The sequence below is a fragment of the Streptomyces roseirectus genome (assembly GCF_014489635.1).
GTDB lineage: Bacteria > Actinomycetota > Actinomycetes > Streptomycetales > Streptomycetaceae > Streptomyces > Streptomyces roseirectus.
Genome location: NZ_CP060828.1, coordinates 2,257,903 through 2,271,383, shown reverse-complemented (window position 1 = coordinate 2,271,383; position 13,481 = coordinate 2,257,903). Strand labels below are relative to the sequence as shown.

The 13,481-nt window shown below is 67.0% G+C and carries 3 protein-coding genes and 2 pseudogenes; 4 read left to right on the top strand and 1 reads right to left on the bottom strand.

The features are described 5' to 3' along the window. The first annotated feature begins 229 nt into the window (after positions 1–229). The 3 genes from IAG44_RS09275 (at position 230) to IAG44_RS09265 (ending at position 4,578) form a co-directional block, all read left to right on the top strand. Positions 230–3,274, top strand: a complete 3,045-nt coding sequence (locus IAG44_RS09275) for an AAA domain-containing protein (RefSeq protein ID WP_223006786.1) — start codon at positions 230–232, stop codon at positions 3,272–3,274. A gap of 139 nt (positions 3,275–3,413) precedes the next feature. After that, entirely contained in the window at positions 3,414–3,743 is a 330-nt protein-coding gene (locus IAG44_RS09270; RefSeq protein WP_187746650.1) for a transposase, read from the top strand. A gap of 115 nt (positions 3,744–3,858) precedes the next feature. Further along, positions 3,859–4,578 (top strand): DDE-type integrase/transposase/recombinase, encoded by a 720-nt coding sequence (locus IAG44_RS09265; protein WP_187746649.1) that lies wholly within the window; start codon positions 3,859–3,861, stop codon positions 4,576–4,578. A 588-nt stretch (positions 4,579–5,166) separates the two neighbouring features. Here IAG44_RS09265 and IAG44_RS44510 read toward each other — a convergent pair. Then, positions 5,167–5,869, bottom strand: a pseudogene (locus IAG44_RS44510) (transposase family protein); the annotation flags it as partial. Positions 5,870–6,618: 749 nt separating this feature from the next. Here IAG44_RS44510 and IAG44_RS09255 point away from each other — a divergent pair. Then, positions 6,619–12,694: pseudogene (locus IAG44_RS09255) on the top strand (DNRLRE domain-containing protein). Positions 12,695–13,481 lie beyond the last annotated feature (787 nt).

Genomic DNA, 13,481 nt, shown 5'->3' with positions numbered 1-13,481 from the left:
TGGCCCTCCCCGTTCTCACCCGTCGCATACAAGGTGGGTACATTCCGTGGGGAGCGTATACCTTCACCCTGTTGACAAGCATCACATCCCCCTGTTGACGTTGTCAACGGGCATCTCTCGTTGTATCGTGGCCGGAAAGGTTCGCTCCTCTGTTCCTCGTGCTTACAGTCATGCTTTTCAGCGCAGGTCTCATGAGAGGGCCAGGTCCGTGGGGCAACGGGGGGCGGGGTTGAACGAGGCCGCGGGATTGCCGTATCCGGTCAAGGAACTGCTCACGGCTGCGCGATTGGAGATCGCAGCGGAGCTGCGCAGCGACGGCAAGGACGGCGGCAAGGTGTCGCTCTCGGCCGGACGCAGGGTGGCCACTGCCGACGGCAGCCATGAGTACCTCTTCGACTGCAAGCGGTGGCTGGACGCTCTGGACGGCAAGGCGACGCTGGTCCGTATGTCGAGGTCGACGGGCGAGTGGACGCCTGCCGAGGTGTCGCGCATGCCCGAGGGCAAGGTGCGTGTCGTGACCGGTGCGGACCTCGGAGCGACCCCCTCCCATGTGCAGATCCGGGAGGACGACGCGGCCACCTGGCGCGTTCTCGTGGAACGGCTGGAGACGGTGGGGCAGCCGAATCACCCCGTCCGGACGGATCACGCGGCCTGGGCTCTCGGACAGGGCGACCCGCGGCCGGGGAAAGGTGTCGGAACCACCGCCCAATGGGTCGCGAACTGGGCGTCGCTCAAGCTCAACCCTCGTCAGCGCCAGGCGGTGGCACAAGCCCTCGACGGTGACGTGCTGTTCCTGTGGGGCCCGCCCGGGACGGGCAAGACCGATGTGGTCGGACACATTGTCGAAGGGAACTACCGCCAAGGGCACTCAGTGCTCTTCCTGGCTCCCACCAACGTCGCCGTGGACCAGGCTCTGGAACGCATATGTGAGCTGCTCTCGAACGAGGACGGGTTCGACAGCGGGCTCGTGCAGCGCGCTGGGACCATCGCCGGCGCCTCGCTGCGGGACCGGTACGGCGACCAGGTCGACGCCGAACGGATCGGCGCCCGGCTGAGCGCCCGTCTGGACCAGTCCCTTGTAGAACTGGGCACGGCCTTGCGGCACGCCCAGGAGGGCATCGCCGCCCATGACAGAGCGGACGGTCTCCGTACGGACCTCGCGGATGCTCGGCGGCGTCAGAACGATGCGGGCACCAGGCGGACGAACCACCTCCAGGCCCGGAACACCGCACGATCCGTGATCGCCGCCCAAGAGGAACTGATCAGGAAGACAGGAACCCCGAGCGGCATTTTCGCCGGCCGTAAGCAGGCCCAGCTCGACAAGGCACAGGCCACGCTCCACCAAGCGCGCATCGATGTTCAGCAGGCGTCGACGGGGCTGGCGGCGGCGGAACGCGACCTCCGCCTGGCCGCAGCCGCAGCCGACGGACTGGACAAGGCGATCGCGGCCGAACGGCCGAAGCTCCTCGGGCTGCCTGCCCGTGCGACCTTGCTGTCCCAGGCTGAGCACATCCAGCAGCAGATCGGCGAACTGGAAGCGCAGCGCCGGAAGATCAAGGAGACCGTACGCTCGAAGTGCCGTGTCCTCGGAGCGACCGTGACCATGGGAGTGCAGGTGCGCAAACTCCTCGACCGAGTGGACGTGGTCGTCGTCGACGAGGCGGGGATGGTCAACCTGCCGGCTGCCTGGTACGCCGCCGGACTGGCAGGGAAGCGGATTGTGTTCGCCGGTGACTTCCGGCAGCTGCCGGCGGTGACGAAGGCCGACAGCGATCGCAAAGCGTCGGAGGCCGAGCGGGAGCACGCTCGGCAATGGACTGCCCGGGACGTGTTCTCCAGTGCCGGGCTGGTGAGTGCGGGCGGGTCGGTGATGCCGGATGCGCGGCTCGTCGCACTCGAGACTCAGTACCGCATGCGCAGTGCGATCTGCGATCTCGTCAACACCGTCGCGTACCCGGACGCACCGCTGAAGACAGGGCGCGACAACGATTCACGGATCCCCTTCAACGCCTTGGTCGACGCGCCACTGATCCTTGTCGACACCTCGCGCCAACGCATCCGTGGTCGCGACCACCAGACCAACTCCGTTCACGAGGCCGCCGTCCACGAACTCGTCCGCGGACTCCAGTACGAGGGTGTGCTGCCCGGCCGCAAGTGGGACGACGTACCCGTCGGGGAGAGGGCGACCGACCGCCTTGCCGTGATCGCCCCGTACAGAAAGCAGGTCCAGGCGCTCAAGAGCAGCCTCGGCCACCGATTCGGGGAACAGTTCGAGGGCCTGGTCGACACTGTGCACCGCTTCCAGGGCAGCCAGCGACCCATCGTCATCCTCGACACGACAGCAGGGGCCGGAACCCAGCCCGGCTACTTCTTCCAGGGAACCGGACTGTCCTCGAACACCTGTCGTCTGCTCAACGTCGCGCTCAGCCGAGCCCAGGACCACCTCATCGTCATCGCGGACGTCGAGCATCTGCGGCAGCACCTCTCCGCGACCAGCGAAGCGCGACGGATGCTCGACCATCTCGAAGCGCACGCCCAGTGCATCTCCGTCGACCAGCTCATCCCCGTCCGTGAGGCCGCACAACTCGCCTCGCTCTCCGAGGAGGAACTCTCCCGGCCGGCGTTCTTCCCGGCCGACGAGGTACCCCGCGCCGTGAGCTGGGACATCGATCGGGCCACGCGCAGCATCGAGGTCTACTGCCCCTTTCTCGATCCACGACCTGTGCGGGCGTGGTCCACACAACTGGCCAAGCGAGTGGCGGACGGTGTCACTGTCACCGTCCGCACCCGGCCGCCCGAGGAGCAGTCCTCGGACGCGGCCGTGGAACGCGTCCGAGGACTCGTCCAGGAACTGAGAGCGGCCGGATGCCAGGTGGAGTTCCGTGACCGCATGCACGAGAAGGTGCTCGTTCTGGACGGCGCTGTGCTGTGGCACGGTTCGCTCAACCTGCTGGCCAACTCGGGCCCGACGGATCTGATGATGCGCCTGACGGACCCCGCCGCATGCGAACGGGTCGGGCGGGTGATCGAGCGCGCTCGCAAGGAGCGTGCCGCGTGGAACCCAAGGGCCTCTCGTCCGTCGGACGACCGGGCTGCGGCGCAGGAGGGAAGTCGGCTCTATCTGAACGTTCCCTTTGCCGAGAAGGACGAGGCGAAGAGGTTGCTGGGTGCGCGGTGGGACAACCGACGCCGCCAGTGGTACGTGGACGCGAACCGCGTCAGCCGCGAACAGGCGTCGAGGTGGTTGCCGGATCGTCTCGACGGCGATTCCTGAGGGCGCACTCCTTCTGCCGAGCAGAGCTACATGCAGGTTGCAAAGGTGCGCAGGCGGACGAGCTCAACACGTCGTCCGCTGCACTTCTGAGGTTCCCCTCGTAGCGTGGAGTCCGTGATTGCAGGGGAAGTTGGGGTTCATGGGTTCCAAGCATCAGTCGTACGACGCCGAGTTCCGTGAGGGTGCTGTACGCATCGTGATCGAGACAGGCAAGCCGGTCCCGGAGGTCGCTGAGGAGCTCGGGGTGCATCCGGGCACGCTGCACAGCTGGGTCTCGCGCTGGCGCCGCAACGGGTCGGTGAGCTCCGACCGGCCGGCCGAGCCGGCGCCGGGTGGCCGGATGCGCGAGGCCGAGCGCGCTGAACTCGAGCGACTGCGGCGGGAGACAAGAGAGAAGAACAAGCGGATCCGCGAGCTGGAGATGGAGCATGATGTCCTCAAGCGATGCATGGTCCTCTGGGTAAAGTGACCGAGACGGACCCGGCCGAGCTGGCTGCGTTCATCGGTAGCCAGAGGACCGAACACCACGCCCCGCACCGTCTGGCCTGCCCGGTTGTGGGGGTGTCAGAGTCCTGGTTCTACAAGTGGCGCGACAAGCCCACCACCGCCCGCGAGTCCGGTGCGGACAGCTGTTCGACGCGATCCAGTACATCTTCGAACGGTCCGGCAGCACCTACGGCTCCCCGAAGATCTGGCTCATCCTGGTGCGCGAGGGCTGGCGCGTCTCAGTGAACACCGTCGCCCGCCTGATGGTTGAACTTGGCCTGGCCGGACGAAAGATCCGTCGACGCCGAGGTCTGACCAGGTCGGGCAAACGGCCCGCGTTTGCGGACTTCGTGCGCCGGGATTTCATCGCGGACGCCCCGGACCAGGTGTGGTGCGGGGACATGACCGAGATCACCACCGGCGAGGGAAAGCTCTACCTCGCTACCGTCATCGACCTCTTCTCACGGAGACTGCTCGGCTATGCGATGGGCAGGCATCACGACGCCGAGCTCGTCGCCGCATCGCTCAACATGGCCGCGGCCGCCCGCAGCGGTGACGTGAAGGGCATGATCCAGTCCATGGGCCGCGTCGGCTCGTGTTTCGACAACGCCGTCAGTGAAGCGTTCAACAGCGTGCTCAAGGTCGAGTATGTCCACCGGCTCACCTTCGCCACCCGTACCGAGGCCCGCCTGAGGATCGCGACCTGGATCACCGGCTTCTACAACACGCACCTACTACACAGCGTGTGCGGATACAGAAGTCCGATCGACTACGAACACGGCCACCGAGCCAACTCCGTCCTGGGGCTGGCCGCTTAGAAGATCTCCACAGTCCGAGGGGATTGACAGCTCCTTCACGGGGATCTCGGCGGAGAAGACGTAGCCGCGGCGGCCCGGGTGCGGGGATTTGTCGCCAAGGGTGACAAGGAACCAGCGCCGGTCGGTGTCCGCGCGGCCTGGGACGGCCCAGCCGTCGACGGGCAGTCCAGCGCAGGAGTACAGGCTCACTGCTCCAGAGTTGTCGTGAGAGCGGATCACGCTGTTGCCGGCGACGCGGGTGACCCTGTTGCCGGAGTCGTCGAGCGCCTCCAACACGGTGACCAGGCGTAGACGCCCAGGCCAAGGCCGACCAGGACGATTACGGCGGAGGGAGGACACGTTGCCACGGTCGGTCGGTCCGGGACCTCTGCTTTTCAGGAACGAGAGCAACCATGTTGATGCTGGCAACAGGCTCCGAGACAGCAGGTTCCTCGGGCTGGTCGGCGGACTGCAAAATCTCACCGGAAACACTCGCGGGCTCGGCGGTCTGTAAAGAGATGTTCCCGTCTGGCGGGGGCGCTGCAGCGCAGCGAGCGGGGTAGCGAGGGCCGCCGGGATCGCTCCGCACGCCCGGTAAGCGGCGGGCCAGTCGGCGAGGGCGTGTTCGACGGTGATGCGGTCGAAGGAGTGCCCGTGGCGGTCGCGTTCCCACTGTTCGACTCGGTCGGGCAGTGCTCCGGGCCGGGGTTTTCTGGGTGGTGTGACGGCCTGCCCGCGGTGGTCGCGGCTCAGGCCGGGGTAACCATCGTCCAGGAGGACCTCGACGTCGGCGAAGTGCTGGAAGCAGACGGCGATGCCCTCGTTGCGGGCGGCCGTGGCATCGTGCATACGTCCAGGTCGCAGGGCATCGGTCCATAACGTGCGGCCACGCCGGTCCGCGATCACGGTGGCCTTCATCGTGTTCTGCTTCTTCTTGCCGGAGACGAACGCGCGCCGGCCACCACGTCCGGCCGGTGGCCGGCGGACCTGGATCTCGGTGGCGTCCAGGCGCAACTCGATGCCCTCGGCCTGAGCGTGGGCGAACACATCCGTCAGCGTCCGCAGACGCAGGCCAGGGCGGTCGGGGACCGCGCATCCCCGCTCAGCCAGGAGTCGACGTATCTCTCCGATCGCGCGGGTGATGGCGGGCGCCGGCACCCGCGGCCCGCTTCCGGACTCCACCGCGTGCAGCATGACGGCGGCCCTCGAGACCGGCCTGCCACGGAGTCGCCAACTCCTCAACCAGGCGGGCTGTATGACGCCGAGAGACCCCCGTGAACAGCCGATACGCCAGCACCGCCCGATTGGCCATGATCGCCACAGTCGGATCATGCCACCAGCCAGGCGCGACACCTCACCCCTATCACGCACCAACTCGTAAGGCGGCTGCTCTGCCGATCTCTTCATCCGTCTACAGTCCGATGTCCACTCCATGGGCGCTTCCCGAGCCTGTGCCGGAGGGTTCGACGGTGACGGGCAACGGGCGTGGTCCAGGGTGGTGACGTGGTCATCATCGGCTGAGGGGCAGCAACCAGAGTCGTCCCGTAGGAGCGTACGGATCGGTCAGCGGATTATCGGCTGCACGAGATTCTCGGCCGATCTGTCCGGTGCCGTACCCGTTCACGATCGACGACTGCGGGTGGCTCGCCGACTACCGGCGACAAGCCAGGCATCACTTCAGGGTAAACGGATTCCACTTCACCATTTCTGCAAATGTGACACACCTCATCACTACACAGGGTGATCGCTTGATCGCTCGCGCCCCATAATTCACTCTTTGCCTTCTTTGCCTATCCGATACCTTCCATCTCGTTCGGAATCCATTCACAGCAGGGGGGAACCGCTTTGTTGGATCCAGAGGAAAGACCCTCTCTCGAGGGAAGAGCACGCGTGTGGGGTGCCGAGAGCAGGAGCCTGCGCTGGACGGCCGGCGGTATCGCTCTGCTCCTGTCCGTCACCCTCCTGGAGGGGGCAGCTTCCGCTCAGCCGTCGTCCCGGGCGGCAGCGGAGGCGGAAGACAAAGCTTCGGTGACCTCGGCGGCCGATATCCCGTCGGCGCGGGTGGCTGCCCGTCTGGCGGGTCACCGTGTCGAGGCGTTGTCCGAGCGGACCGAGACGTCGACGACGTGGGCGAACAAGGACGGCAGTCTCACCACGGAACTGGCGGCCGGGCCGGTGCGGTTCGAGCGGGACGGCCAGTGGACGGACGTCGATGTGACTCTGCGCGAGTCGGGGAACGGCGTCGAGCCGGTGGCGCACCCGGAGGGATTATGGTTGGCTGGCAAGATCGGCACTCCGGCCACGTCCCTGAAGGCGGCGCAGGCTTCGGCGGCGACGGATCTGGTGACGCTCGGGGAGGGCGACCAGCAGATCACGCTCCAGTGGAGGGCGGCCTGCCCGCACCCAAGCTGGAAGGCACCCGTGCGGAATACGTCAACGCCGTCCCCGGCGCGGACGTGATCGTCGAGGCGACCCGTACCGGCTTCGAGCAGTTCGTCGAACTCAAGCAGCGCCCCGCGTCCGGCGACTATTCCTACACCCTGCCGCTCAAGGCGAAGGGCCTGAAGGCGAAGCAACTGGCCGACGGGAGCGTGGAGTTCACCGACGCCAGGAACACCCGGCGTGCGGTGATGCCGGCGCCGGTGATGTGGGACGCGTCGGTCGACAAGGTGTCCGGCGAGCACACCAACCGGGCACGGGTCGGGCTGAAGGTCGTGCAGAAGGGTTCCTCCGTCGACCTGGTGGTGACACCGGACGCCAAGTTCCTGAGCGATCCGGAGACGAAGTATCCGGTGACGGTGGACCCGTCGACGTCGTCGTTGTCGAACGTCTTCGACACCTATGTCCAGCAGGGCGAGACGGTCGACTGGTCGGCGGACAAGGAGCTGGACTTCGGTAACCCGGGCACGAAGAACGCGGACGGCACGCCGCGTACCGCGCGGTCGTACATCTCGTGGAACACGACGCCGGTCCAGGACGCGCTGGTGCTGGACGCGAAGCTGTCGCTGTGGAACTTCCACTCCGGCAACAACGTCGGCTGCGGGCCGCAGCAGTGGGACGTGTGGTCCTCGGCTGCGGCATCGACGTCGAGCCGGTGGACGAACCGTCCGGCGATGTCGGCGGTGAAGGCGTCCTCGACGGAGACCCGCGGCAACGTGGAGTGCGCGGCGCAGCCGGACGGCTGGATCAACGCGAACGTCACCACGCTCGTGCAGGAGTGGGCGTCCGCGAAGGCGACCCGGGGCCACCTGGGGATCCAGGCGGCGAACGAGTCGACGTCCGCGGGCTGGAAGCGGGTCAACTCCGCGAACGCGGCCTCGAACCCGCCCAAGCTCACCGTCACCTACAACTACCGGCCGCGCACGGGAACGAAGCAGGAGGCGGGCCCGCCGTACTTCTCCTACGGCGGCGCGTACGTCGTCAACACGACGACTCCGACCCTGCGGGACACGTTCGTGGACGCGGACGGTGACAAGGACAACGGCACGTTCCAGATCTTCGACAACGCGACCGACATCCAGGTCGGTAACGTGATCGTGTCGAAGTACGTGCCGTCCGGGCAGGTCGCCTCGGTCACCGTGCCGTCAGGGGTGTTGACGAACGGGAAGACGTACAGGTTCCGCACCAACCCGTACGACGGGACGCACTACAACACCGGCTGGTCGGCGTGGAAGACGTTCACCGTCGACACCACCGCGCCCTCGGCCCCGACGAAGGTGGTCTCCACCGACTATCCGACCGAGTCGTGGGTGAAGGGGGCCGGCCAGGCGGGCACGTTCACCGTCACCCCGCCGTCGGGCACGGACCACAACTGGCTCGAATGGTCCCTGGACGGTGTGACCTGGACGAAGGTCGCCACCAGCGATGCCTCGGCGGCGAAAGCGATCTCCGTCGCTCCGCCGAAGAACGGCACGCACACGCTTCAGGTCCGCGCGGTCGACAAAGCCGACAACAAGTCCGACGCGACCGAGTACGTCTTCCACGCCGGCCCCGGCGGCTTCGTCCAGCCCTCCGAAGGCGAACGCACCGCCCGCCGCCTCCCGTTGGTCGCGGAAGCGGACGCGTCGAAGTACACGAACGTCGCCTTCTCCTGGCGCCGCTCCGAGGCCGACCCCTGGGTGCGGATCCCGCCCACGCATGTGACCTCCGGCGGCACGGCGCTCACCGCCTGGCCCGTCCCGATGACCGGCGGCAAGAACGCGCCCCTGGTGTGGAACGCCACCGACACCGTCGACCCCGACGGCACCGTCCAGATCAAGGCCGACTTCACCGGCACCGCCACCGGCAGCACCGAACCGCTGAGCATCATCGTCGACCGCAACGCGACCGGCGCGGCCACCAGCGAGGTCGGTCCGGGCAGCGTCAACCTCCTCACCGGTGACTTCACGACCAGCGCCACGGACGTCTCCGCGTTCGACCTGACGGTCTCGCGCACGGCGTCCTCCCGCGTCCCCGAGAAGGCCGCCACGCAGGAGGGCCAGGCCCCGATCTTCGGCAAGGAGTGGGTGTCGGGTACAGCCGCTGAGCTGACGGATTCCGACTTCAGCCACGTCCGCCGCATCTCCGACACGGCCGTCGCGGTCGTGGACGCGGAGGGCGAGGAGACCCACTTCACCGCGAACGCGGCGAAGACCGCGTGGATCCCGGAACCGGGATCGGAGGACCTGACCCTCACCGGCAGCGTGTCCTCCAGCTTCACCCTGACCGACACGGAGGGCACGGTCACCCAGTTCACCAAGCCCGACAGCACGGCCACCACCTGGCAGGTCTCCAGCACCCTGCTCGACGGCCTGGCCAACTCCACCACCACGGTCGTCTCCGAGACCGTCACGGCCGGCGACAAGAAGCTCGCCCGCCCCAAGCGCGTGATCGCCCCCACCTCGGCAGCGACGGCGGCGGCGTGCACGGCGACCCCGTCCACCAAGGGCTGCCGCGCCCTGGAGTTCGTCTACGCGACCTCCACCACGGCGACCGGCAGCACGCTGGGCGACGTCGCGAACCAGGTGAAGGAGATCCGCCTGTGGTCCACCGAACCGGGTGCTTCGGCGGCGACGGCGAAGACGGTCCAGACGTACCTGTACGACGGCAACTCCCGTCTGCGCCAGGCATGGAACCCGCAGATCACCCCGTCGCTGAAGACGGAGTACGCCTACGACAGCGCGGGCCGCGTCACGCAGTACACCCCGCCGGGTGAACTCCCCTGGACCATGACGTACGGCAAGGCGGGCAACTCCGCGACCGCCAACGACGGCATGCTCCTCAAGGCATCCCGGGTCTCAAGCAGGGCACGACGGCGACGGAGGAAGGCGCGGCGACGACCACGGTCGTCTATGACGTCGCGCTGAACGGCCCGCACAAGATGACCGCGACCGACGTCAGGACCTGGGGCCAGCTCGATGCCCCGACCGACGCGACGGCCGTCTTCCCGGCGGACAGTGTCCCGTCGTCGAACTCGGGCAGCGCCCTCGGCGCGAGCGCGTATACCCGTGCGGACGTTCACTACCTGGGCGTCTCCGGCCGCGAGGTCAACACCGCCACCCCTGGCGGTCACATCACGACCACCGAGTACGACCGCTTCGGCAACGCGGTCCGCGAACTGACCGCCGCCAACCGCGCGGTGGCCCTCGGCACGACGACCGTCGACAAGGCGGCGCAGGCGGACCTGGGCATCGCCCAGCTCACCAGCGCCGAACGCGCCGACCTCCTGGCCACGAAGTCCGTCTACAACGACACCGGCACCAGGGAACTGGAGGAGTTCGGCCCTCTGCGCCGTATCGACCTGACGGCCGACCTGAAGTCGGGTACGACCACCCTCGTGCCGTCGGGTACGTCGGTGACGGCCCGTTCGTGGACGGTCAACGAGTACGACGCGGGCCGTCCCACCGACGGCACGGCGAAGGTCAAGGACCAGGTCACCAAGGCCACCGTGGGGGCTCAGATCCGTGAACACCCCACCGTCCAGGGCGAACCGCGTGTCACGCAGACGGTGATGGACTGGGCGAAGGGCCTGCCCGCGAAGACCGTCAAGGACCCGTCCGGCCTGGCGATCACCGACACCACCGAGTACGACGCCCAGGGCCGCACCATCAAGCAGCTCCTGCCCGGCGCGTCGGGCACGGACGCCGGCACCCGCATCACGACGTACTGGTCCGCGACCGGCACCGGCACCGGCACCGGCACCTGCGCCGGCCGCCCCGAATGGGCCGACCTGGTCTGCCAGACCACAGCGGGCGGCGCGATCACCGGCGGCGGCTCCAACCCCACCGGCGTGACCACGACCACCACCGAGTACGACTGGTGGGGCAACCCGGCCAAGGTCACCGAAACCGCGAACGGCGTCACCCGCACCACCACCACGACCCACGACAACGCGGGCCGCCCCACCAAGACCGCGCTCACCGGCGGCCTGGGCCAGGCCGTCCCGGAGACCACGACCGAGTACGACCCTGCTACCGGCCGCGCGACCAAGTCGGTCTCCCCGACCGGCGGCACGATCACCAAGGCGTACGACAAGCTGGGCCGCCAGGTCTCCTACACGGATGCCGACGGCGGGGTCACGACCACCGAGTACGACCTGCTGAACCGCCCGGTGAAGACCACCGACACAGCCCCGTCGACGGTGACGTACACCTACGACACGTCCGCCGAGCCCCGCGGCCTGGCCACCAGCACCACCGACTCCATCGCCGGCACCTTCCGCGCCACCTACGACGCGTACGGCTCGGTCGCCACCGAGAAACTTCCCGGCGGCTACACCCTCACCACCACCGAGGACACCACCGGTTCGACGACCGCCCGCACCTACACCCGCGACAGCGACGCGACGATCGTCTACTCCGACACGGTCACGGAATCCATCCACGGCCAGGTCACCAGCCACACCGGCTGGTCCGACCAGACCTACCGCTACGACACCACCGGCCGCCTCACCACCGCCGAGGACACCTCCGAGACGGTCTGCACCCGCCGCGCCTACACCTTCGACGCCCGCGCCAACCGCAAGTCCCTGACCACCGCGACCGGCACAGCCGGCAGCGACTGCCCGACCAGCGGAGGGACCGCCACCACCCACACCTACGACAGCTACGACCGCCTGGTGGACACCGGCTACGTCTACGACGCGTTCAGCCGCACAACGGCTCTCCCCGGCGCCACGGTCGGCTACTACGCCAACGACCTCGCCCACCAGCAGACCGCGAACGGCAAGCGCCAGACCTGGCAGCTCGACGCCGCACACCGCTACCGCTCCTGGACCGTGGAAACGGGCAGCGGCACCACCTGGACCCAGACCGACTCCAAGCTGAACCACTACGACAGTGACGGCGACAGCCCCCGTTGGATCGTGGAGAACACCACGAGCGGGGCACTTTCCCGCAACGTCGAATCCACCTCCGGCGACCTCGCCGCCACCACCACGAAAACCGGCGACACCGTCCTCCAGCTCACCACCATCCACGGCGACGTCGCTCTCCAGCTCCCGCTGGACAACAGCAAGGCACCCGTTGTCCTGGACAGCGACGAGTACGGCAACCCGCGCGTCGGGCAGACCTCGGCTCGCTATGGCTGGCTCGGCGGGAAGCAACGCTCCGCCGAGACGCTGACCGGCCTGACTCTCATGGGGGTCCGCCTCTACAACCCCGTCACCGGACGCTTCCTCTCCGTCGACCCCGTCTACGGCGGCAATCTCAACGCCTACGAGTACGCCCACGCTGACCCGCTGAACCGCTTCGACCTCGACGGCAAGTGGAGCTGGTTCAAGAAGAAGTGGAAGAAAGCAAAGTCCTGGGGGAAAGGCGTCGGCCGACACTTCCGTCGAAATTGGCGTAACTACACGTCCTTCGGACTCGTTGTAGCTGGATTCGCCGGAGGCTTCGCCTGTGCCGCGAGTGTCGTTTGCGGTGTCGCTGTAGGAGCTGGTGCAGGACTGGCCGCCTACACGGCTTCGAATGCAGGTACCAAGAGTTGGAACTGGGGGCAGTTCGCCCTGGCGGGCGCAGGTGGCGGGGTGGGTGGCGGCCTGGCTGCCCGCTTGAACCAGGGAGCTTCGTTCGCCAGCAGAGCAAGGCTGTGGAGATTTAGGGCCAAACTTCGCGTAACCCAATGGAAAATGAAATGGAAGTGGCGAAAGTTCCGCTGACATAAGCGGAGTAGAAGAGCCACTCAGCTTGTACAGGGGGGCGGGATTCCTTCCCGCCCCCCACGTCGTCCACCTGGGAAGGAAAAGATGAATACATCACGCCGTGGCCTGGTATGGCCTGCTGGATCCCTGCTTGTCACGCTGGCGCTGCTTGTGGCCGCACTCGCGACTTCACACACCTGGGGCACTGTCGCAGCGGCAGCCATGGCCGTTGTAACGAGAATCCTCTGGCGCGGACACCGCACAGCGAAGCCTGTCACATCCGCACGCTCAGGTGACGTGTATGAAATCGATGAAGAAAAGTTTTCCGAACTGAACGATTCCGGCTAGATTCTTCTGGTTTATCCGGAATTCGAAGATGTAGTGAAAGGGGCTTCTCGTGAATTCGAAGCTCGCTTCCTGCTTACGGTCGAGGGGGTCAAGCGGGGCTTCGCTCGATCTTTTATCATGCTCGACTCTTCGGCCGAATCGCGCCTGTTGGAAGTGAATGTCTCGACCGCTGCTCTGGAGGCGCTTCCTCGAATTGATGTCGAAAGAGAGAAGAAGCTTCTCATGCGGAAATTTAATGACAGCAAGTTCCTCATGCCCGAGCCCGGAGGGCGCTAACCCTGGATTGAATTCCTGCAGTGGTCGCACTGGCCCTTCAGGAGTTCCGGCTATCGTGGTCCGAGATGCAGTCGGAACAAGGTGGGATTTGACTTAAGCGGCTGCTGCCGGTTCCTTGTTGTGTCGAGACCTTTCTCGATCATTCATGAGGGTCCGTCAGCTTGCTGACGGGCCCTTTGTG